Origin of the sequence: Micromonospora sp. WMMB482 (assembly GCF_019038635.1) — a bacterium.
GTDB classification, from domain to species: domain Bacteria; phylum Actinomycetota; class Actinomycetes; order Mycobacteriales; family Micromonosporaceae; genus Micromonospora; species Micromonospora marina.
The window spans coordinates 5,610,555-5,630,388 of sequence record NZ_JAHOPD010000020.1 but is presented as its reverse complement, the minus strand read 5'-3'; the positions used below and the strand labels follow the sequence as shown (position 1 = coordinate 5,630,388).

At 72.7% G+C, this 19,834-nt stretch carries 23 protein-coding genes; 11 read left to right on the top strand and 12 right to left on the bottom strand.

What is annotated here, in order from left to right; translation table 11 throughout:
- The first annotated feature begins 27 nt into the window (after nucleotides 1-27).
- From KSK32_RS27495 to KSK32_RS27485, 3 genes are all read left to right on the top strand, one after another.
- Nucleotides 28-591, top strand: a complete 564-nt coding sequence (locus KSK32_RS27495; protein ID WP_216933913.1) for a hypothetical protein — start codon at nucleotides 28-30, stop codon at nucleotides 589-591.
- A gap of 7 nt (nucleotides 592-598) precedes the next feature.
- Nucleotides 599-1,861 carry a sensor histidine kinase gene (locus tag KSK32_RS27490; RefSeq protein ID WP_216933912.1) on the top strand — a complete coding sequence of 421 codons (1,263 nt, stop codon included), beginning with the start codon at nucleotides 599-601 and terminating at the stop codon, nucleotides 1,859-1,861.
- A 98-nt stretch (nucleotides 1,862-1,959) separates the two neighbouring features.
- A complete protein-coding gene (locus KSK32_RS27485) occupies nucleotides 1,960-2,667 on the top strand; it encodes a response regulator transcription factor (protein WP_216933910.1) in 708 nt (235 codons plus the stop codon).
- 39 nt (nucleotides 2,668-2,706) lie between these two features.
- On the opposite strand, the gene KSK32_RS27480 is transcribed toward KSK32_RS27485, so the two are convergent.
- The 5 genes from KSK32_RS27480 to pdxY form a co-directional block, all read right to left on the bottom strand.
- Nucleotides 2,707-5,082: an excinuclease ABC subunit UvrA gene (locus tag KSK32_RS27480; RefSeq protein WP_216933908.1), complete on the bottom strand. Its 2,376-nt coding sequence runs from the start codon at nucleotides 5,080-5,082 to the stop codon at nucleotides 2,707-2,709.
- A gap of 26 nt (nucleotides 5,083-5,108) precedes the next feature.
- Nucleotides 5,109-5,558, bottom strand: a complete 450-nt coding sequence (locus KSK32_RS27475; RefSeq protein WP_216933907.1) for a pyridoxamine 5'-phosphate oxidase family protein — start codon at nucleotides 5,556-5,558, stop codon at nucleotides 5,109-5,111.
- 10 nt (nucleotides 5,559-5,568) lie between these two features.
- A complete protein-coding gene (locus KSK32_RS27470) occupies nucleotides 5,569-5,979 on the bottom strand; it encodes a VOC family protein (RefSeq protein ID WP_120573776.1) in 411 nt (136 codons plus the stop codon).
- 5 nt (nucleotides 5,980-5,984) lie between these two features.
- Nucleotides 5,985-6,449, bottom strand: coding sequence for a helix-turn-helix transcriptional regulator (locus tag KSK32_RS27465; RefSeq protein WP_216933905.1), 465 nt, complete (start codon nucleotides 6,447-6,449; stop codon nucleotides 5,985-5,987).
- 79 nt (nucleotides 6,450-6,528) lie between these two features.
- The gene (pdxY, locus tag KSK32_RS27460) at nucleotides 6,529-7,380 is read right to left on the bottom strand and encodes a pyridoxal kinase PdxY (RefSeq protein WP_216933903.1); all 852 of its coding nucleotides are present in this window, start codon (nucleotides 7,378-7,380) and stop codon (nucleotides 6,529-6,531) included.
- Nucleotides 7,381-7,560: 180 nt separating this feature from the next.
- Here pdxY and KSK32_RS27455 point away from each other — a divergent pair, with 180 nt between their 5' ends.
- Both KSK32_RS27455 and KSK32_RS34280 read left to right on the top strand, forming a co-directional pair.
- Nucleotides 7,561-8,979: an OFA family MFS transporter gene (locus KSK32_RS27455; protein WP_216933901.1), complete on the top strand. Its 1,419-nt coding sequence runs from the start codon at nucleotides 7,561-7,563 to the stop codon at nucleotides 8,977-8,979.
- On the top strand, nucleotides 8,976-9,101 hold the full coding sequence (locus KSK32_RS34280) for a hypothetical protein (protein ID WP_256451507.1): 126 nt from the start codon (nucleotides 8,976-8,978) through the stop codon (nucleotides 9,099-9,101). The genes KSK32_RS27455 and KSK32_RS34280 overlap by 4 nt, the downstream gene beginning before the upstream one ends.
- A gap of 51 nt (nucleotides 9,102-9,152) precedes the next feature.
- On the opposite strand, the gene KSK32_RS27450 is transcribed toward KSK32_RS34280, so the two are convergent.
- On the bottom strand, nucleotides 9,153-9,881 hold the full coding sequence (locus KSK32_RS27450; protein WP_216933899.1) for an SDR family NAD(P)-dependent oxidoreductase: 729 nt from the start codon (nucleotides 9,879-9,881) through the stop codon (nucleotides 9,153-9,155).
- A gap of 75 nt (nucleotides 9,882-9,956) precedes the next feature.
- Between KSK32_RS27450 and KSK32_RS27445 the strand changes: the two genes are divergently transcribed.
- Entirely contained in the window at nucleotides 9,957-10,790 is an 834-nt protein-coding gene (locus tag KSK32_RS27445; protein WP_216933897.1) for a patatin-like phospholipase family protein, read from the top strand.
- 57 nt (nucleotides 10,791-10,847) lie between these two features.
- Here KSK32_RS27445 and KSK32_RS27440 read toward each other — a convergent pair whose 3' ends face one another.
- The gene (locus KSK32_RS27440; protein WP_216933895.1) at nucleotides 10,848-12,068 is read right to left on the bottom strand and encodes an RNA polymerase sigma factor; all 1,221 of its coding nucleotides are present in this window, start codon (nucleotides 12,066-12,068) and stop codon (nucleotides 10,848-10,850) included.
- A 19-nt stretch (nucleotides 12,069-12,087) separates the two neighbouring features.
- A complete protein-coding gene (locus KSK32_RS27435) occupies nucleotides 12,088-12,480 on the bottom strand; it encodes a YciI family protein (RefSeq protein WP_289256411.1) in 393 nt (130 codons plus the stop codon).
- Nucleotides 12,481-12,571: 91 nt separating this feature from the next.
- On the opposite strand from KSK32_RS27435, the gene KSK32_RS27430 reads away from it, so the two are divergent.
- Nucleotides 12,572-13,036, top strand: coding sequence for a peroxiredoxin (locus KSK32_RS27430; protein WP_221488069.1), 465 nt, complete (start codon nucleotides 12,572-12,574; stop codon nucleotides 13,034-13,036).
- 65 nt (nucleotides 13,037-13,101) lie between these two features.
- Entirely contained in the window at nucleotides 13,102-13,788 is a 687-nt protein-coding gene (locus KSK32_RS27425; RefSeq protein ID WP_216933893.1) for a hypothetical protein, read from the top strand.
- Between the two features lie 70 nt (nucleotides 13,789-13,858).
- Here the strand turns inward: KSK32_RS27425 and cydB are convergent, their stop codons facing one another.
- Together cydB and KSK32_RS27415 are read right to left on the bottom strand one after the other, a co-directional pair.
- Nucleotides 13,859-14,857 carry a cytochrome d ubiquinol oxidase subunit II gene (gene cydB, locus KSK32_RS27420; protein WP_216933891.1) on the bottom strand — a complete coding sequence of 333 codons (999 nt, stop codon included), beginning with the start codon at nucleotides 14,855-14,857 and terminating at the stop codon, nucleotides 13,859-13,861.
- Nucleotides 14,858-14,874: 17 nt separating this feature from the next.
- On the bottom strand, nucleotides 14,875-16,284 hold the full coding sequence (locus KSK32_RS27415) for a cytochrome ubiquinol oxidase subunit I (RefSeq protein WP_216933889.1): 1,410 nt from the start codon (nucleotides 16,282-16,284) through the stop codon (nucleotides 14,875-14,877).
- 227 nt (nucleotides 16,285-16,511) lie between these two features.
- On the opposite strand from KSK32_RS27415, the gene KSK32_RS27410 reads away from it, so the two are divergent.
- Both KSK32_RS27410 and KSK32_RS27405 read left to right on the top strand, forming a co-directional pair.
- Nucleotides 16,512-17,276, top strand: coding sequence for a 1-acyl-sn-glycerol-3-phosphate acyltransferase (locus tag KSK32_RS27410; RefSeq protein ID WP_216933887.1), 765 nt, complete (start codon nucleotides 16,512-16,514; stop codon nucleotides 17,274-17,276).
- A 61-nt stretch (nucleotides 17,277-17,337) separates the two neighbouring features.
- The gene (locus KSK32_RS27405; RefSeq protein ID WP_216933885.1) at nucleotides 17,338-17,976 is read left to right on the top strand and encodes a flavodoxin family protein; all 639 of its coding nucleotides are present in this window, start codon (nucleotides 17,338-17,340) and stop codon (nucleotides 17,974-17,976) included.
- Nucleotides 17,977-18,166: 190 nt separating this feature from the next.
- Here KSK32_RS27405 and KSK32_RS27400 read toward each other — a convergent pair whose 3' ends face one another.
- Nucleotides 18,167-18,535 carry a DUF4180 domain-containing protein gene (locus KSK32_RS27400; protein WP_216933883.1) on the bottom strand — a complete coding sequence of 123 codons (369 nt, stop codon included), beginning with the start codon at nucleotides 18,533-18,535 and terminating at the stop codon, nucleotides 18,167-18,169.
- Nucleotides 18,528-18,974, bottom strand: coding sequence for a helix-turn-helix domain-containing protein (locus tag KSK32_RS27395; protein ID WP_254187209.1), 447 nt, complete (start codon nucleotides 18,972-18,974; stop codon nucleotides 18,528-18,530). The genes KSK32_RS27400 and KSK32_RS27395 overlap by 8 nt, the downstream gene beginning before the upstream one ends.
- Before the next feature lie 88 nt (nucleotides 18,975-19,062).
- On the opposite strand from KSK32_RS27395, the gene KSK32_RS27390 reads away from it, so the two are divergent.
- Nucleotides 19,063-19,830, top strand: a complete 768-nt coding sequence (locus KSK32_RS27390) for a glycerophosphodiester phosphodiesterase family protein (RefSeq protein WP_216933881.1) — start codon at nucleotides 19,063-19,065, stop codon at nucleotides 19,828-19,830.
- Nucleotides 19,831-19,834 lie beyond the last annotated feature (4 nt).

Genomic DNA, 19,834 nt, shown 5'->3' with positions numbered 1-19,834 from the left:
CATCTCCCTGTTCTCTGGAGGTCCTTGATGAAGACCGAGGTCCAGTCGCCGCCGGCGGTGTTGTTCCTGCAGGCGGAGCGGCCGGCCGGGTGGGTGACGGTCGCGCGTGGGGTCGCGTTGGACGGCCGGCGGTGTCTGCTGAGGACGGTGGGTGATGGCCGGCCGCGGTCCGGTGACGCGGTGCGTCTGGTCGGGGTGATTGGCGGGGACGCGCGGTCGCTTGCGGTCGCCGAGGTGTCGGTGCTGCACCGTGACCCGGCGGACCTGCTGATGGTGTCTCTCGCCGGCGAGACGGTTCCCGGTGGGTACGGCACCGACGCGTCGGCGGTGCGCCGGGTGCTGGCGCTGCTCGCCGACGACGCGGACCGGCGGTGGCGGGTGGCTGCGGACGCCGCGGGTGACGTGGTGCCGTCGGTGGTGCTGGTCGGGGCGGGCCGGCCGGGTGTGCCGGGCCGGCCGGCGGCGCCGGTGACCACGCACCGGGTGAGCGCGGCCACGCCGCCGCCGGACGGTGGCGGTGACGACGACGGTTCTCCGCTGTCGTGGACGTGTCGGTTGTTCGGGATCGGCTGCCCCGCCGAAGACTCCTAGCCCGCTGATGATCACGGCGACCGGTGCGGTGGTGCCGTCCGGCCCGGCGCAGGCGGCGAGATGGTGGCGGCACGATCTTCTGCTGTTGCCGGTGCTGTGCCTGCTCGACCTGTTCACGGCCTCGTCGGTGGTGATTCAGAGCGAGCCGGTGGGCCCGGTCCGGCAGTGGGTGCAGGTGTTCGCCGCGGTGCTGTCGATCGGTGCGCTGTGGTGGCGGGCTCGCGCGCCGGTGGCCGTCTTCCTGTTCGAGTGTGCCCACGGTGTGGCGATGTGGTTCCTGGTGCATGACTACCGGCCGTGGGTGGGTCTGATCGTCGCCCTGTACACGGTGGCGGCGTTGCGGCCGTTCGTGGTGTCGGCGGCGGCGTACGCGGCGGCGTGCGCGCGTAGCCTGCTCAGCGCGCTCGACTCGTTCCGGGTGGAACCGAACCCGGGTGCGCGCGCCGGGGAGTTCGTGGTCACCGCGCTGATGTTCGCGCTCATCTACGCTGCCGCGTGGGCGGCCGGTTCGGTGGTGCGGCGGCACCGGCGGCGGGTGGCCGATCTGGAGCGGGAGCGGCGTCTGGCGCGGGCCGAGGCGGTGGCGCTGGAGCGTCGCCGGATCGCCGCCGAGCTGCACGACGTGGTGTCCCACTCGGTGACGGTGATGGTCCTGCAGGCCGCCGGTGCCGCGCGGATCAGCGGCTCCGACCCGGAGCGGACCCGGGAGGCGCTGCTGCACATCCAGCAGGCGGGGCAGCAGGCGATGGCGGAGCTGCGCCGGCTGCTGGATGTGATGCGGGCCGATTCGGGTTCGGCGGCCGGCGGTGAGCCGGGCCCGCAGCCGCGGCTGGACGACATCGAGGTGCTGCTGACGTCGATGCGGTGTGCGGGGCTCACGGTGACCATGTCGGTGTCCGGCAGCCCGCGGCCGCTGGATCCGAGTATCGAGCTGGCGGCGTACCGGACGGTGCAGGAGAGCCTGACGAACACGCTCAAGCACGTGGGCCGGAGCGCCTGCGCGACTGTGCGTTTCGCGTGGCAGGAGCGGGTGCTGTTGTTGCGCGTCGACGACGACGGCACCGGCCGCGATCCGGGCGGCGCGGCGGCGGGCCTGTCGACCGGCAACGGGCTGGCCAGCCTCGCCGAACGGCTGGAGCGCGTCGGTGGTCGCCTGGTCGCCGGGCCGCGTCCCGAGGGCGGGTTCCGGGTGAGCGCGACGCTGCCGGTCGCGCAGCGCGGCGACCTCGTGGCGGCGCCGGGTGACGGCGGGGTGCCGGCTGTCGGGTGAACGCGTGTCCGCTGTGCGACATCCGGCTAGCCGGCGACGCCGACCTCGATGATCATGTGGTGGGGCGGCGGTCACGGCCGCCGACGACGGGAGCCTTCATGATCCGGGTGCTGCTCGCCGACGACCAGCCGCTCGTACGGGCGGGACTCGCGATGCTGCTGACGAACGAACCGGACATCGAGGTCGTCGCCGAGGCCGGCGACGGGGCGCAGGCCATGGAACTCGGTCGCCGTCTGCGCCCGGACGTGGTGCTGATGGACGTGCGGATGCCGGGCACCGACGGGCTGGCCGCCACCAGGTCGATGGCGGAGGAGAAGCTCATCGACGACGCCGAGCGGCCGGTACGGATCATCATGCTGACCACCTACCATGTGGACGAGGCGGTGCACGCCGCGCTGCGGGCGGGCGCCTCCGGTTTCGTGCTCAAGGACGCCGCGCCCGAGGAGCTGGTGTCGGCGATCCGCGCGGTGGCCGCCGGAGAGGCGTGGCTGGATCCCGCCGTCGCCCGGCGGCTGCTCGACGACCTCGCCGCCCGGCCCGACCCGGGGCTGCCCACACCGGTGCAGATGCGCGGGCTCACCCCGAGGGAACGCGAGGTTCTGGTGCTCATGGCGTACGGGATGTCGAACCGGGAGATCGCCGAGCACCTCGTGCTCGGCGACGCGACGGTGAAGACCCACGTCAGCCGGGTGCTGACGAAGCTGGGGATGCGGGACCGGACGCATGCGGTGGTGGCGGCGTACCAGTGTGGCCTGGTGGAACCCGGCACGGCGCCGCCGGCCCGGATGGCCGGCCTGTCCCGCTGAGGCCCGCGGCGGGGCCGGGAGCCTCAGCGGGCGCGGCGGTCAGGCGCCGACGTAGTCGGCGAGGTGTTCGCCGGTGAGCGTGGACCGGGCCGCCACGAGGTCGGCGGGGGTGCCCTCGTAGACGATCCGGCCGCCGTCGTGACCGGCGCCCGGGCCGAGGTCGATGATCCAGTCGGCGTGCGCCATGACGGCCTGGTGGTGCTCGATCACGATGACTGACTTCCCGGCGTCGACGAGCCGGTCGAGCAGACCGAGGAGTTGGGCGACGTCGGCCAGGTGCAGGCCGGTGGTCGGTTCGTCGAGGACGTACACGCCGCCCTTGTCCCCCATCCGGGTGGCGAGCTTGAGGCGCTGCCGTTCTCCTCCGGACAGTGTGGTGAGGGGCTGACCGAGCGTGAGGTAGCCGAGGCCGACGTCGGCGAGCCGGTCGAGGATGGTGTGGGCGGCCGGGGTGCGGGCCTCGCCGTCGCTGAAGAACGTCTCGGCCTCGTCGACGGACATGGCGAGGACCTCGCTGATGTCGCGGCCGCCGAGGTGGTAGTCGAGGACGGCGGGCTGGAACCGCTTACCTTCGCAGTCCTCGCAGGTGCTGGCGACGCCGGCCATCATGCCGAGGTCGGTGTAGATGACGCCGGCGCCGTTGCAGGTCGGGCAGGCGCCTTCGGAGTTGGCGCTGAACAGGGCGGGTTTGACGCCGTTGGCCTTGGCGAAGGCCTTGCGGATGGGGTCGAGCAGGCCGGTGTAGGTGGCCGGGTTGCTGCGGCGGGAGCCGCGGATCGCGGTCTGGTCGACGCTGACGACGTCCTCGCGGTTGGCCAGGGAGCCGTGGATGAGGCTGCTCTTGCCGGAGCCGGCGACGCCGGTGACGACGACCAGGACGCCGAGGGGGATGTCGACGTCGACGTCGCGCAGGTTGTGCGTGCGGGCGCCGCGGATCGGCAGGGCGCCGGTGGGCGTACGCGGCTTGTCCTTGAGGGTGGCGCGGTCGTCGAGGTGGCGGCCGGTGGTGGTGTCGCTGGCGCGCAGGCCGGCGACCGTGCCTTCGTAGCAGATGGTGCCGCCGGCGGTGCCGGCGCCGGGGCCGAGGTCGACGACGTGGTCGGCGATGGCGATGGTCTCGGGTTTGTGTTCGACGACCAGGACGGTGTTGCCCTTGTCGCGCAGTTGCAGCAGGAGGTTGTTCATGCGGGCGATGTCGTGCGGGTGCAGGCCGATGGTGGGTTCGTCGAAGACGTACGTGACGTCGGTGAGGGACGAGCCGAGGTGGCGGATCATCTTGGTGCGCTGGGCCTCGCCGCCGGAGAGGGTGCCGGCGGGGCGGTCGAGGCTGAGGTAGCCGAGGCCGATCTCGACGAACGAGTCGAGGGTGTCCCCCAGCGCGGCGAGCAGCGGGCCGACGGAGGGTTCGTCCAGGTCGCGTACCCAGGTGGCGAGGTCGCTGATCTGCATGGCGCAGGCGTCGGCGATGTTGATGCCCTTGATCTTGGAGGAGCGGGCTTCGGGGGCCAGCCGGGTGCCGTCGCAGTCGGGGCAGGTGGTGAACGTGACGGCGCGTTCGACGAAGGCGCGGATGTGGGGCTGCATGGCGTCGACGTCCTTGGCGAGCATCGACTTGCTGATGGCCGGGATGAGGCCGGTGTAGGTGACGTTGATGCCGTCGACCTTGATCTTGGTGGGCTCCTTGTGGAGCAGGTCGTCCAGTTCGCGCTTGGTGTAGTCGCGGATGGGCTTGTCGGGGTCGAACAGGCCGCTGGAGCGGAAGATGCGGCCGTACCAGCCGTCCATGCTGTAGCCGGGGATGGTGATGGCGCCCTCGTTGAGGGACAGCTTCTCGTCGTAGAGGACGGTGAGGTCGAAGTCGGTGACGGCGCCGCGGCCCTCGCAGCGGGGGCACATGCCGCCGAGGCGGTTGAAGGTGCCCTTCTTGGTCTGGGTCTTGCCGGGGCCGCGGTCGACGGTGATGGCGCCGGCGGCGCGGACGGAGGGGACGTTGAACGAGTAGGCGTTGGGTGGGCCGATGTGGGGGTCGCCGAGGCGGCTGAACAGGATGCGCAGCATGGCGTTGACGTCGGTGGCGGTGCCGACGGTGGAGCGGGGGTCGGCGCCCATGCGTTCCTGGTCGACGATGATGGCGGTGGTGAGGCCTTCGAGGATGTCGACCTCGGGGCGGGACAGGGTGGGCATGAAGCCCTGGACGAAGGCGCTGTACGTCTCGTTGATGAGTCGCTGGGACTCGGCGGCGATGGTGCCGAAGACCAGTGAGCTCTTGCCGGAGCCGGAGACGCCGGTGAAGACGGTGAGGCGGCGTTTGGGTATCTCGACGTCGACGTTGCGCAGATTGTTCTCGCGGGCGCCGTGGACGCGGATGATGTCGTGGCTGTCGGCGTGGTGCAGGCCGGTGGTGGCCTTGCTCATGGTGTCTCCGTCCGGTGGTGCGGGTGTCAGTCGAGCCAGCGGCCGTCGCGCATCAGGGTGCGGCCGGGTAGTTCGTCGGCTTCGCGCCAGGCCTGGATGCGGCGCGGCGTGATGCGGTACCAGCGGTAGGGCGTGGTCAGGGTACGGGGGTCGAAGCCGGTTCGGGTGGCGAAGCGGTCGCCTCGGTCGGTGGGCAGGGCGTCGATGGCGAGGGTTTCCACGTGGCCGTCGATCATGGTGACGTCGCGGGTGGGGCCGAGGCCGACGCGGACGCGGCCGGTGGCGAGGTTGCGGCCGGTGGGGCTGCCGGCCGGGGTGGCGACGAGCAGCGTGTGACCGTCCCAGTCGAAGGACAGGGGCACGAGGTACGGGGTGCCGTCGGGGTCGGCGGTGGCGACCCAGCAGTCGACGTCGTTTTCGAGGCGGTGGGTGGTGTCGTGGCGGCGCTGGGCCCGGGCGCGGGGTGCGTCGGTCACGGGGTGGGCCTCAGCGCCGCTCGTTGATGCGGATGAGGTTGCCGGTGGGGTCGCGGAAGGCGCAGTCGCGTACGCCGTAGGGCTGTTCGGTGGGTTCCTGGACGACGTCGGCGCCGCTGGCCTGAAGGCGGTCGAACAGGCCGTCGAGGTCGTCGGTGGCGAGGGTGAGCGCGCCGTAGCTGCCCTTGGCGATCAGTTCGAGGATGGTGCGGCGTTCGTCGTCGGTGATGCCGGGGTCGGCGGCCGGCGGGTGCAGGACGATGCCGGTCTCGGGCTGGTTCGGCGGGCCGACGGTGAGCCAGCGCATGTCCTGGTAGCCGACGTCGTTGCGCAGTTCGAAGCCGAGGGTGTCGCGGTAGAAGGCGAGGGCGGCGTCGGCGTCGGTGTGGGGCAGGAACGCGTAGTGAATGGTGATCGTCATGGTGGTCACGGTAGTGGTGGCCGGCCGGTGCGGGCTTCTCGATTCCTGATCGGTCGGGTGGCCTGTTTGGTCAGGCACGGGGGCGGTTCGGCGGTGTCGGGGGCGTGGCGGGCGCGGTAGGCGCCGGGTGGTTCGCCGACGAGTTCGGTGAATCGGGTGCTGAAGGTGCCCAGGGACTGGCAGCCGACGGCGAAGCAGACGTCGGTGACGTTGAGGTCGCCACGGCGCAGCAGGGCCATGGCGCGTTCGATGCGGCGGGTCATGAGGTACGCGTACGGGGATTCGCCGTAGGTCTGGCGGAACTGGCGGCTGAGGTGCCCGGCGGACATGTGCTCGCCGCGAGCGAGGGCTTCGACGTCGAGGGGTTCGGCGTATTCGCGGTCGATGCGGTCGCGGACGCGGCGGAGCCGGGTCAGGTCGCGCAGACGCTGGGCGAACGCGGGGTCGTCGGTGGCCGGGTGCGGTGGCACGTCCGCATCCTGCCTGCTCGGCGGTGGTGTCGTCCACCAGTATGGGCGGCGAGTCGTCGCCGGGTGCACCGGGCGTGGGTCAGCGCAGCCGGCGGGCGGTGAAGCGGGTGGGCGGGTCGGCGATGGCGTCCTGGGTGGCGACGAGTTGCAGTTCGCGGGTGCCGGCTTCGAGGGTCGCCTCGAGTACCGCGTAGATCGAGTTGGTGGTGCGTTCCAGCGCGGTCCGCGGCGAGCCGGTGGTGGCGAGGTGGGCGAGGTAGAGGGCGGCGGTGACGTCACCGCCGCCGTTGGGGGCGATCGGCAGCAGCGGGGTGGTGACGGCCCAGGCGCCGTCGTCGGAGACGGCGACGACTTCCAGGTGGCCGGCGGGCAGGTCGCCGTGCAGGACGCTGGTGACCAGGACGTGCCGGGGGCCGGTGGCGCGGACGGCGTCGACGGCGGCGAGCAGGTCGTCGAGGGTGCCGGTGGTGCGGCCGGCGAGGAACTCCAGCTCGAACTGGTTGGGGGTGACGATGTCGGCGCGCGGGACGACGGTGTCGCGCAGGTATTCGGGGATGCCGGGGCGGACGAACATGCCGCGGCCGACGTCGCCCATGACCGGGTCGCAGCAGTAGACGGCGGCCGGGTTGGCGGCCTTGACACGGGCGACGGCGTCGAGGATGACGGCGCCGACGGCGGGGTCGCCCTGGTAGCCGGAGAGGACGGCGTCGGCGGTGCCGAGCACGCCGCGGTCTTCGATGCCGGCGATGACGTCGGCGACGTCGGTGGGGGCGAGCAGGGGGCCGCGCCAGGCGCCGTAGCCGGTGTGGTTGGAGAAGTGCACGGTCAGCACCGGCCAGACCTCGTGCCGGAGGCGTTGCAGCGGGAACACGGCGGCGGAGTTGCCGACGTGGCCGTAGGCGACCGACGACTGGATGGACAGGATCTTCACCCGGTCATCGTCGCATCTCCGGCCGGGGATGACTGCCGGTGGTGGGGTGATGACAGGCCGGGACGGCGGTGACCGTTCGGCGCAGCGGTCCGGCCGTCCGGCGCGGGGCGGGTTTGGGCGCAGCGTGCGGTGGGGGCATGAACCGGAGGTGTTCTCGCCATCCGGACGGAGGAAGCGCTGATGCTTTCCGCACTCGATCGTCGGCACACCGTCGCGCCGCCGGGGTACAGCCGCTGGCTGATTCCCCCGGCGGCGCTGGCGATCCATCTGTGCATCGGGCAGGTCTACGCCACGAGCGTGTACAAGAACTCCCTGATCGCACATTTCGACACCGGTCAGACCGCGATCGGGGTGATCTTCAGCATCGCGATCGTGATGCTGGGGTTGTCGGCCGCGGTGGCCGGTACGTGGGTGGAGGCGAACGGGCCGCGCAAGGCGATGTTCGTCTCGGCCTGTTTCTGGGCGGCGGGGTTCCTGGTCGGGGCGCTGGGTATCGCGACCGGGCAGCTGTGGCTGCTGTATCTGGGGTACGGGGTGCTGGGCGGCATCGGTCTGGGGATCGGGTACATCTCCCCCGTCTCCACGTTGATCAAATGGTTCCCGGACCGGCCGGGTCTGGCGACCGGGCTGGCGATCATGGGGTTCGGTGGTGGGGCGATGGTGGCCTCTCCCCTGTCCCGGCAGTTGCTGTCGTTCTACGACCCGGGCTACGACCCGGCGAACAGCGGTTCCACGGCGTCGGGGTCGGCACTGGTGTGGTTGTTCGTGACGCTCGGCGTCGGCTACTTCGTGATCATGATGTTCGGGGTGTTCAACGTGCGGGTGCCGGCGCCGGACTGGCGGCCGGCCGGGTTCGACCCGGCCGAGGTGGCGGAGAAGCCGCTGGTGACGACCGCGAACGTGTCGGCGGCCAACGCGGTCAGGACGCGGTCGTTCTGGCTGCTGTGGGTGGTGTTGTTCTGCAACGTGACGGCGGGTATCGGGATCCTGGAGCAGGCCAGCCCGATGATCCAGGACTTCTTCCGCGAGGGCGGCACGTCGGCCGTGTCGGTGGCGGCGGCCGGCGGGTTCGTGGGGCTGCTGTCGCTGTTCAACATGGCGGGCCGGTTCGTGTGGTCGTCCACGTCGGACGTGATCGGCCGCAAGCCGATCTACCTGGTGTACCTGGGTGTGGGCATGGTGCTGTACCTGCTGCTGGCGCTGGTGGGGCAGACCGCGACGGCGTTGTTCGTGCTGCTGGCGTGCGTGATCCTGTCGTTCTACGGCGGCGGGTTCGCGACCGTGCCGGCGTACCTGCGGGACCTGTTCGGCACGTTCGAGGTGGGTGCGATCCACGGCCGGCTGCTGACCGCGTGGTCGGCGGCGGGCGTGGCCGGGCCGCTGATCGTCAACGCGTTCCTCGACGCGCAGGGCGAGCCGGGCACGTTGACCGCGGCGGCGTACCGGCCGGCGCTGTTCACGATGGTCGGCGTGCTGGCCGTGGGTCTGGTGGCGAACGTGCTGGTGCGGCCGGTGCCGCAGCGCTACCACGAGCCCGCGTCCGGGCGGGACGAGACGGAACCGGGGCAGCCGGTGACGGCGGAGAGGAGCGGATCGTGAACGAGCGCAGCGGAGGCGGGCAGCAGGTCCGCCTGGTGGTGTCGTGGCTGGTGGTGTCGGCGCTGCTGGGCTACGGCGTGGTGCAGACGCTGATCACGGCGGCGAAGCTGTTCACCCAGTAGGAGACGCGACGCGGCGGCCCGGGGGCGGAGATCCCCCGGGCCGCCGCCGGGTCAGAGGCCGCCGCCGACGCGCAGGACCGCGCCCGTGGTGTACGAGGCGTCCGGGCCGAGCAGGTACGCGATCGCGCCGGCGACCTCCTCGGGTTCCCCGGCGCGGCCCATCGGAATCCGGCCGGCGGCGGTGTCGGGACGGTCGGGCACGCCGGAGCGGGCGTGGATGGTGGTGCGGATGATCCCGGGGGCGACGGCGTTGACGCGGACGCCGTGTGGTGCGAGTTCCTTGGCCAGCCCGACGGTGAGGGTGTCGGTGGCGGCCTTGACGGCTGCGTAGTGGATGTACTCGCCGGGTGAGCCGAGCGTCGCGGCCACGGAGGAGACGTTGACGATGGCGCCGCCGCGGGTGAGCCGCCGGGCCGCCTGCTGGGCGCACAGGACGTACCCGATGAGGTTGACGTCGACGACCTCGCGCAGGTCGTCGACGCGCAGGTCGGTGAACGGGCCGATCGGGCTGGTGACGCCGGCGTTGTTGACCAGGCCGGTGAGCGGGCCGAGCCGGTCGGCGGCGTCGAAGATGCGGCGTACCTGCCCGGGGTCGGTGGTGTCGGCGGCGACGGTGACCGCGCGGCGGCCGGCGGCGCGCACGTCGGCGGCCACGGCCTCGGCGGCGGTGTGGTCGGCGCGGTAGCCGATGACCAGGTCGTGACCCTGGGCGGCGAGGCGGCGGGCGGTGGCCGCGCCGATGCCGCGCCCTCCCCCGGTGATGATGGTGACGGAGGTCAATGCCGTTCTCCCCTGCCTGGCGGTGGGGGCGACGTTACCGTGGGCGGGACCATCCGGGGTGGGGAGGACTGTCACATGGGGCGCGCGTTGGTGCTGGGTGGTGGCGGGGTGACCGGGGTGGCCTGGGAGCTGGGTCTGCTGGCCGGGCTGGCCGGACACGGCCTGCGGCTGGACGAGGCGGACCTGGTGGTGGGCACGTCGGCCGGGTCCGTGGTGGGCGCGCAGGTGCGTTCCGGGGCGCCGCTTTCGGAGTTGTACGAGGCGCAGCTGCGGCCGCCCCGCGACGAGGTGCCGGCCCGGCTCGGGACTGGCGTGCTGTTGCGCTGGGCGTGGGCCGGTGGGCGGGGCCGGGACGCGGCGCGGGCCCGGGCGCGCATCGGCGCGATGGCGTTGTCGGCGCGTACCCCGTCGGAGCAGTCGCGGCGGGCGGTGATCGCGGCCCGGTTGCCGTCGCCGGACTGGCCGGCGGCGCGGCTGCTGGTCACCGCCGTGGACGCGGCCTCCGGCGAGTTCGTGGTGTTCGACGCGGACAGCGGGGTGCCGCTGGTGGACGCGGTCGGCGCGAGTTGTGCGGTGCCGGGGGTGTGGCCGCCGGTGACCGTCGCCGCCCGGCGTTACGTCGACGGTGGGGTCCGGTCGCCGGTGAACGCGGATCTGGCGGCCGGGTGCGATCGGGTGGTGGTGCTGGCGCCGACGCGGGCGGCGGTCGGGCCGATGCCGCGGCTGCCGGCGCAGGTGGCGGCGTTGCGGGAGGCGGGGGCCCGGGTGGCTGTGGTGTCGCCGGACCGGGCGGCGCGGACGGCGATCGGCCGCAACGTGCTGGACCCGGCGCGGCGGGCGGCGGCGGCGCGGGCCGGTTTCGCGCAGGCCGACGCGGTGGCGGCCGAGGTGGCCGGGGTGTGGCGATGACCGAGGGCCGCCGAGCACGCCGCGGCTCGACCGGTCGCGCCGCAGCCACGGGCCGCGTCAGGAGACGCCGGTCAGGCGCGCTAGCCGCCGGTTGAGGTAGCGCTGTTCGGGCAGGCTGCCGGTGAGCCGGGCAGCCAGCCGGTAGTGCTCGGCGGCGCCCTGCGCGTCGCCGTGGAGTTCCAGCAGGTGCGCGCGGACCGCGTGCAGCCGGTGGTGGCCGCGCATCGCCGAATCGGCCAGCAGCGGGTCGAGCAGCGCCAGCCCGACGGCCGGGCCGTGCGCCATGGCCACCGCGACCGCCTGGTTGAGCGTGACGAACGGGCTGGGAGCGACCCGGCTCAGCATGTCGTAGAGGACGCTGATCTGCAGCCAGTCGGTGTCCGGGAAGGCCGGCGCCTCGGCGTGGACGGCGGCGATGGCCGCCTGGAGCTGGTAGCGGCCCACCGGGCCGTGGGGCAGGGCCCGGCCGAGCAGCATGACGCCCTCGTCGATGAGGTCCCGGCGCCAGCGGGAGCGGTCCTGGTCGGCCAGCGGCACGAGGTCGCCGGCGGCGTCGGTGCGGGCGGGTGAGCGGGCGTGGGTGAGCAGCATCAGCGCCAGCGCGCCGGTGACCTCGTGGTGGCCGGGCAGCGCGGCGTGGACCTGCCGGGTGAGCCGGATCGCCTCCTCGGCGAGTTCGACGTCGAGGAGCTGGTCACCGGAGGTTCGGGTGTAGCCCTCGCTGAACACCAGGTGGCACACGTCGAGCACGGCGGCCACCCGGCCGGGCAGCGCGTCCGGCGGCGGCATGGTGAACCGGGCGCCGGCCTCGCGCAGGGTCGCGCGGGCCCGGCTCAGCCGCTGGGTCATGGTCCGGGCCGGCACCAGGTAGGCGGCGGCGATCTGCTCCACCCGCAGTCCCGCCACCGCGCGCAGCGTCAGGGCGACCTGTGAGGGGCGGCTCAGTGCCGGGTGGCAGCACAGGAACAGCAGCCGCAGCGTGTCGTCGGCGCCGGTCACCGGTGTGTCGTCGACGGGCGGTACGCGGCCTGCGCCGGGTTGCCGGGCCGCGTCGAGCCGCTCGCGGCGGGTACGGGCCTCCTCGGCGCGCATCCGGTCGATCAGCCGTCGCGCGGCGACCCGGATGAGCCAGGCGCGGGGTTCGTCGGGCACGCCGGTGAGCGGCCACCGGGCGGCGGCGGCCTCCGCGGCGTCCTGGAGGGCGTCCTCGCAGGCGTCGGGGTGCCCGTAGCGGCGCAGCAGCGCGGCGCGGACGTGCGGCGCCTCGCGGCGCCACACGTCCGCCAGGGGCGTGGCGTTACTGATCGGACCCGCCCGGCCACATCAGGGGCCGCAGTTCGACCGTCTCCCCCGGTCCGGCGAACTTCGCGGCGACGGCGTCCGCGCGGGCCTGGTTCTCGACGTCGATGAGGAAGAAGCCGGCGAGGTGTTCCTTGGCCTCGGAGTACGGGCCGTCGGTCGCCAGCGGCGCACCGTCGCGCCAGCGGTAGAGCCGGGCGGTGCGGGGGTCGCCGAGCGCCTCGCCGACGACCAGTTCGCCGTTGGCGTGCAGTTCGGTCATCACCTGCTCGAAGTCGGCGTTGAGCCGGTCGCGTACCTCGGCGGGCAGTTCCTGGTGGGCGGCGAGGTATTCCGAGGTGGGGTGGCCCCACGGCTCCGGGTTGGAGTGGATCATGATCACGTACTTCACTGTCGGTCCTTCGCGTCGTGTCGGCGGTTCCTCCCCGCCGCTCGCCGGGTACGACGGAGCGGGATCGCCGATGTCTACATATCCTCGCCTCATGAGTGACGCGGTGGGTGTCGGTGACCTGGTCGAGGATTTCACGCTGCCGGACGAGACGGGCACGCCACGGCGCCTGTCGGAGTTCCTGGCCGCCGGTCCGGTGGTCCTGTTCTTCTATCCGGCGGCGATGACGCGGGGCTGCACGGCGGAGAGCTGCCACTTCCGGGACCTGGCGGCGGAGTTCGCGGCGGTGGGCGCGTCCCGGGTGGGGATCAGCCGGGATCCGGTGCAGCGGCAGGCGGAGTTCTCCCGTCGGCACGGGTTCGACTATCCGCTGCTGTCCGACGTCGACGGCGAGGTGGCGCGGGCGTTCGGGGTGCGGCGGCGGCTGCCGCTGGGCGCGCTGAGCACCCGGCGGATGACGTTCGTGATCGGCACCGACCGGCGGGTGCTGGCGGTGGTGCACAGCGAGCTGAGCATGAACGAGCACGCCGACGCGGCGCTGCGGGCCCTCGGGGGCTGATCATCGCGGTGTCGCAGCCGACTGGTATCAAGGCTGCGTCAAACAGGTGTACGGAAGAGGGCGTGATGGCGGGTCAGGGTTTGTCCACTGACGATGTTCAGGGAATCCGGGAGGCCCTTGCGGCGGGCCGCAAGCCCCGGGTGGTGTTCACCGAGTCGGCCGGGCAGATGGCCGGGCAGCTCGGGCAGGTGGTGGAGCTGACCGACCCGGCGGCGTCGGAGGAGTTCGTGGTGGTCCGGTTCGGCCGCGACGAGCTGCCGTTCTCCCCCGCCGACGTGGCGATCGCCCCCAAGGGCGCCGGGCGGCGTCCGGCCGCCGAGGCGAAGCCGGAACCGGAGCAGCCGCCGGCCGCGCCGGAGCCGGCGTTCGTGCTGGACACGCCGCGGGTGCCGGCACCGCGGCGGGAGGAGCCGAGGACCGAGCAGCCGGCGGCGGAGCCGAAGCCGGCGAAGCGGGCGGTGAAGGCCGCCAAGCCGAAGACCCCGCCGGGGTTGACCGTGACGCTGGCCTACGCCGAGGGCGAGTGGACCGTCGCCGCGCAGCAGGGCACGAAGGCGCTGGCCCGGCCGTACGTGGTGAAGCCGGCCGAGGCGCTGCGGATGGTGGCGCTGGTGGACGTGCCCGGGGTGCAGGAGGCGGTGGAGCAGATCCTGGCCGCCGAGCGGGCCGAGGCCGAGCAGCAGGCGGAGAAGCTGCGCGCCGAGCTGGCCGAGATCGAGGCGCGGCTGGCGGAGCTGCGCGAGGCGCGCTGACCCGGTGACGCCCCGCGGGGCCGGTGCGACCCCCTCGCACCGGCCCCGCGCCCCTGCGCCCACAGGTCGATCAGTGTTGCGGGATGTTCTGTACCCCGATCCGGCGGCGGAACACCCAGTACGTCCAACCCTGGTATGCCAGCACGATCGGCGTGAACACCACGGCCACCCAGGTCATGATCTTCAAGGTGTACGGGGTGGACGCGGCGTTGGTGGCGGTGAGGGTGCCGGCCGCGTCGAGGGTGGACGGCATCACGTTCGGGAACAGCGCCGCGAACAGCGTCGCCACGGCCAGCGCGATCGCCACGGCGGTGCCGGTGAACGCCCAGCCCTCCCGGCGTACCCTGGCGGCGGCCAGACCGCCGAGCAGGGCGAGGGCGGCGCCGACGGCGAGCACGACGGCGGCGGCGCTGGAGCGGATGGTCAGCGACCAGCTCAGGAACGCCACGGCGGCCACGGCGGTGCCGACGCCGAGCTTGACGGCGAGGGCGCCGGCACGCTCCCGGATGTCACCGGAGGTCTTGAGCGCCAGGAACACCGCGCCGTGGGTGAGGAACAGCCCCAGCGTGGTCAGGCCGCCGAGCAGCGCGTACGGGTTGAGCAGGTCGAGCAGGCCGCCGACGTACTCGTGGTCGGCGTCCAGCGGCACGCCGCGGAAGATGTTGGCGAACGCCACTCCCCACAGCACGGCGGGGATCGCCGAACCCCAGAATATGGCCTGGTCCCAGCGGCGCTTCCAGGACGCCTCGGGCCGCTTGTGTCGGTACTCGAAGGCGACGCCGCGGGCGATCAGGGCCAGCAGGATGAGCAGCAGCGGCAGGTAGAAGCCGGAGAACAGGGTGGCGTACCACTCGGGGAAGGCGGCGAACATGGCGCCGCCGGCGGTGATCAGCCACACCTCGTTGCCGTCCCAGACCGGGCCGATGGTGTTGATCAGGACGCGGCGCTGCCGGTCGTCGCGGCCGAGCACCGGCAGCAGCATCCCGACGCCGAAGTCGAAGCCTTCGAGGATGAAGTAGCCGGTGAAGAGCACGGCCACGAGGAGAAACCAGACGGTCGTCAGTTCCACGGTTGGGCTCCGGGGTGTCAGTAGGCGAACGCCAGCGGGCGCTCGGCGTCGTCGGTGTCGTCGTCGGTCTGCGGGGTGACGTCCGGTACGCCGGCGCGGGCGTAGCGGACCAGCAGTTTGAACTCGACCACCGCGAGGACGGCGTAGATCAGGGTGAACGTGGTGAAGGAGGTGAGCACCTCGGTCAGGGAGACGCTGCGGGACACGCCGTCGCGGGTGAGCATCTCGCCGAAGACGATCCACGGCTGGCGGCCCATCTCGGTGAAGATCCAGCCGAAGGAGTTGGCCAGCAGCGGCAGCACGGGCATGACCAGGCCGGCGCGCAGCAGCCACTTGCTGGTGGGGGTGCGGCCCTTGCGCTGGCTCCACAGCACCAGCAGCGCGATCGCGGCGGCGGCCATCCCGAAGCCGATCATGAAGCGGAAGCTCCAGTAGGTGACCGGGATGATCGGGGCGTAGTTGCCGGGGCCGTACTGGCTGGCGTACTGGGCCTGGAGGTCGTTGATGCCCTGCACGGTGCCGTTGGGGTCGCCGGTGCCGAGGAACGACAGCAGGTACGGGATCTTGACGGCGAACAGCTCGCGGCTGCCGTCGAGGCTGCCGACGGTGAGTACGGAGAACGAGGCGGGGCTCTCGGTGGTGTAGAGGCCCTCGGCGGCGGCCATCTTCATCGGCTGCACCTCGGTCATGATCTTGCCCTGGATGTCGCCGGTGAGGATGACCAGCGCCGAGGAGACCAGGACCGTCCAGGAGCCGAGCTTGGTGGCGAAGCGGTACGCGCCGGTGTCGGCGCTGTCGCGGTTGCGCATCACGTGCCACAGACCGACGGTGACCATCAGCGACCCGGCGACCAGGAACGCGCCGGCCAGGGTGTGCGGAAAGGTGACCAGGGCGACCTTGTTGGTGAGCACGGCGACGAAGTCGGTCAGCTCGGCGCGGCCGCTGTCCGGGTTGATCCGGAAGCCGACCGGGTTCTGCATGAACGAGTTGGCGGCGAGGATGAAGTACGCCGACAGGTTGGTGCCGATCGCGGCGGCCCAGATCGCGGCCAGGTGCAGGCGCTTGGGCAGCCGGTCCCAGCCGAAGATCCACAGCCCGATGAACGTGGATTCGAGGAAGAACGCCACCAGGGCCTCGATGGCCAGCGGCGCGCCGAAGATGTCGCCGACGAAGCGGGAGTAGTCGCTCCAGTTCATGCCGAACTGGAACTCCTGCACGATGCCGGTGACCACACCCATCGCGAAGTTGATCAGGAAGAGCTTGCCGTAGAACTTGGTGAGTTTGAGGTACCGCTCGTTGCCGGTGCGGTGCCACATGGTCTGGAGGATGGCCACCAGCACGGACAGGCCGATGGTCAACGGCACGAACAAGAAGTGGTAGACGGTGGTGACACCGAACTGCCAGCGGGCGACGTCCAACGCGTCCACCTGAAACCCCCAGCTGCGCATACTACGAGACGTAGTAGATACTACTCGCTGTCGTAGCGAAATCAGCAGGGCCGCAGGGCCCGACCCGGCCCGGGACCAATGACCCTGATCACCCTTGCCGGAGGACCTGCGGTCCCCGCGATCACCCTTGCCGGAGGACCTGCGGTCCCCGCGATCACCGTGCCGGGTGCCGGGATCGCCCCGGCGCGTGCGACCATCCAGCACTGATGAACAGCACCCCCTGGCGCGCGCCGCTGCTGTGGCGGGGCGCGCAGACGCTCGCCCGCGCCGTCGTCGGGCTGGTCGGCCGGCTGGAGGTCACCGGCGACGTGCCCGACGCGCTGCGCCACGGCCCGCTCGTCCTGGCCGCCAACCACATCAGCCCGTTCGATCCGGTGGTGCTGGCCGCCGCCTGCCGGGTCCGGCGCGTCGCGCCCCGGATCATGGCCACCGGCGGGCTGTTCCGCGCCCCGGTGGTCGGGGCGCTCATGCGCCACGCCGGGCACATCCGCGTCGACCGGGGCACCGCCGCGGTGCACCGCTCGCTGGAGGTCGCCGCCCAGGCGGTGGCCGGCGGGTCGGTGGTGCTGGTCTACCCCGAGGGACGCATCGGGCTCGACCCGGGCATGTGGCCCGAGCGCGGCAAGACCGGCGCCGCCCGGCTCGCCTTCGCCGCCGGCGCCGCCGTCGTACCGGTGGCCCAGTGGGGCTCGCACGAGGTGATGCCCTACCGGGCGCCCAAGGGGATGCTGCGCGCGGTGGCCCGGGCGGTCGTCCGCCGGCCCGCCATCCGGGTGCACTTCGGCGCTCCGGTGCCGCTGGACGACCTGCGGCCGGGCTCCCCCGGCGCGGCCCGGCAGGCCACCGACCGGCTCATCGACGCGATCACCGACGATCTGGTGCTGCTGCGTCCCGACGAGCCCGATCGCCCCCGGCACCTCGACCCCGGCCGCCCGGTGGACGACAGCCGCGCGCACCGCCGCCGCGCCTGACGCATTCCGGCCGCGCCGGCGGGTATCAGATCGCGTACCCCGTACGCGGAGAGGACCGGTCATGACCGCTGTTCGAGCACTCGTTCTCAACTGCACCCTGAAGCGCTCCCCAGCGACGTCCAGCGCACAGGTGCTCGGTCAGGAGGTGCTCGACGCGCTGGCCGACCAGGGCGTCGACGGCGAGATCGTCCGGGTGGCCGACCACGACGTGCGCTTCGGGGTCTCCGTCGACGAGGGTGACGGCGACGGCTGGCCCGCCATCCGCGCTAAGCTGCTCGCCGCCCAGATCCTGATCATCGCCACCCCCATCTGGCTCGGCCAGCCCTCGTCGGTGACGAAGATGGTCCTCGAACGGCTGGACGCCGAGCTGTCCGAGACCGACGACCAGGGCCGGCTGCTCACCTACGGCAAGGTCGGCGGGGTGGCCGTGGTCGGCAACGAGGACGGCGCGCACCACACCATCGCCGAAGTGCAGCAGGCGCTCAACGAGGTGGGGTTCACCTGCCCGGCCGCCGGGGCCACCTACTGGGTCGGGGAGGCGCTGCACAAGACCGACTACGTCGACGCCCGCCCCAAACCCGACACGACCGGCCGCACCACCGCCGCGCTGGCACTCAACAGCGCCCACCTGGCCCGGCTGCTCGCGGAGCAGCCCTATCCGCCGCCCGGAAGCCGGGACGCGGGCACCGGACTGGGCTGACCCGGCGCACCCGCGGCCCGCTGCTCCGCCCCGACTCCGGCCGCGCCGGCTCGCCGTGCCGTGCCCCGCCGCCGATCTTGCAGTTGCTGCCCGGGCAAATCCGGCCAACCACCCCCGACGAGGGCCGCAAGCGCAAGATCGGCGAGGCGAGGCGAGGCGAGGCGAGGGGCGCCGGGCGAGGCCGGGTGGGTCAGGTGGTGGTGCGCAGCCGGTCGTCGAGCGCGGCCAGGTCCGGCACGAACCACACCTGGTCGTGCCGGTTGGACTCGGCCACCAGCGCGCGCAGCGCGCCACTGCGCTCCAGGTGCGCCGAGATGTCGCCGACGATCGCCAGGCGCAGCCGGTAGTTGACGAACTTCTGCATCACCTCACCGGCGAAGCGGGTGCCGAGCGTGAAGAAGCCGGGGTCGAGCCGCTCGGCCGGCACCGCCACCACCGTCGCGCCGAGGAACGCCGCGCCGATCAGGTCCAGCGCGTCGCCCTCGGTGGCGATCGGCGGGCCGTCCGGGTCGCAGACCAGCACCGGCACGCCGGCGCGCTCCTGCATCAGGTCAGCCATTGCCGCGCTCCCCGCCGAGCAGGCCGTTGCCGCCGTCGAGCACCCCGTCGAGCAGGCGCAGCAGGTCGGCGGTGGCGGTGAGGTCGCCCAGGATCATGATGGTCATACGGTGCCGCTCCTCGTCGTGGACCGTCTGCACCCGCAGCGGACGGTCCGGGTCGTGGTGGGTGTTCACACCGGCCAGCACCAGCGTGCCGAGCCGGTCGGCGGTGGCCCGGTCGACGCCGTCGAGCCGCACGACGCTCGACACCTCCGCCCCCGGCGCCGGGGGCGACGCGGGCCGGCCGGTCAGCGCGTTCAGGTCGGCGCGGGCGATCCGGTACTGCTTGCCGATCCGGGTGGCCCGCAGCCGGCCGGAGCGGATGTAGCCGCGCACGGTGCGCACGTGCAGGCCGAGTAGGTCAGCGACCTGCTCCACGGAGTACATGTCGTTACTCATCGCACCCTATTCTAGTGTTGTCAGGGAACGATAGGTAATTTCACCGCCCGGCCATGCGCCCGCCACCCACGGCGGGCATACTGCCCGCGTGCAGCCCCGTCACGGCTACCTCGACGCACCCGCGCCGCTGGCGTTCGCCCACCGCGGCGGCGCGGCCGACGGCGACGAGAACACCGCCGCCGCGTTCGCCCGTGCCGTCGCCCTCGGCTACCGGTACGTGGAGACGGACGTGCACGCCACCGCAGACGGCGTACCGGTGGTGTTCCACGATCCGACGCTGCGCCGGGTCACCGGCGAGCCGGGCCGCATCGCGGACCTGCGGTGGGCCGACCTGTCCTCGGTACGCGTCGGCGGGGCCGCCCTGGTGCCCCGCCTGGACGAGGTGCTCGGCGCGTGGCCGCAGGTCCGGTTCAACATCGACGTGAAGTCCGACGGCGGCGTGCAGCCCACCGTCGCCACGGTCACCCGGGCCGGCGCGGGCGAACGCGTGCTGCTCGCCTCGTTCAGCGACGCCCGGCTGGCCCGGCTGCGGGCGCTGGCCGGGCCGAAGGCCGCCACCAGTCTCGGCATGCGCGGCGTGGCCCGGCTGCGGCTGGCCTCGCTGCACGGACGGTCCCTGCGGCTGCCCCCGTCCGTGGTCGCCGCCCAGGTGCCGGTCTCCTTCGGCCGGGTGCCGGTGGTCGACCGGCGGTTCCTCGCGTACTGCCACCGGCTCGGGTTGCAGGTGCACGTCTGGACGATCGACGAACCCGCCCAGATGCACCACTTACTTGATCTTGGTGTGGATGGCATCATGACCGATCACGTCAGCGTGCTCCGTGACGTCTATCGCAGTCGCGGCCACTGGGCCGCCTGAGCCC

Bases quoted from the DNA above. Each gene is read 5' to 3' on its own strand.
- KSK32_RS27495 (WP_216933913.1), top strand. From the start codon at position 28: ATGAAGACCGAGGTCCAGTCGCCGCCGGCGGTGTTGTTCCTGCAGGCG.
- KSK32_RS27490 (WP_216933912.1), top strand. From the start codon at position 599: ATGATCACGGCGACCGGTGCGGTGGTGCCGTCCGGCCCGGCGCAGGCG.
- KSK32_RS27485 (WP_216933910.1), top strand. From the start codon at position 1,960: ATGATCCGGGTGCTGCTCGCCGACGACCAGCCGCTCGTACGGGCGGGA.
- KSK32_RS27480 (WP_216933908.1), bottom strand. From the start codon at position 5,082: ATGAGCAAGGCCACCACCGGCCTGCACCACGCCGACAGCCACGACATC.
- KSK32_RS27470 (WP_120573776.1), bottom strand. From the start codon at position 5,979: ATGACGATCACCATTCACTACGCGTTCCTGCCCCACACCGACGCCGAC.
- KSK32_RS27455 (WP_216933901.1), top strand. From the start codon at position 7,561: ATGCTTTCCGCACTCGATCGTCGGCACACCGTCGCGCCGCCGGGGTAC.
- KSK32_RS27445 (WP_216933897.1), top strand. From the start codon at position 9,957: ATGGGGCGCGCGTTGGTGCTGGGTGGTGGCGGGGTGACCGGGGTGGCC.
- KSK32_RS27430 (WP_221488069.1), top strand. From the start codon at position 12,572: ATGAGTGACGCGGTGGGTGTCGGTGACCTGGTCGAGGATTTCACGCTG.
- KSK32_RS27425 (WP_216933893.1), top strand. From the start codon at position 13,102: ATGGCGGGTCAGGGTTTGTCCACTGACGATGTTCAGGGAATCCGGGAG.
- KSK32_RS27410 (WP_216933887.1), top strand. From the start codon at position 16,512: ATGAACAGCACCCCCTGGCGCGCGCCGCTGCTGTGGCGGGGCGCGCAG.
- KSK32_RS27405 (WP_216933885.1), top strand. From the start codon at position 17,338: ATGACCGCTGTTCGAGCACTCGTTCTCAACTGCACCCTGAAGCGCTCC.
- KSK32_RS27400 (WP_216933883.1), bottom strand. From the start codon at position 18,535: ATGGCTGACCTGATGCAGGAGCGCGCCGGCGTGCCGGTGCTGGTCTGC.
- KSK32_RS27395 (WP_254187209.1), bottom strand. From the start codon at position 18,974: ATGAGTAACGACATGTACTCCGTGGAGCAGGTCGCTGACCTACTCGGC.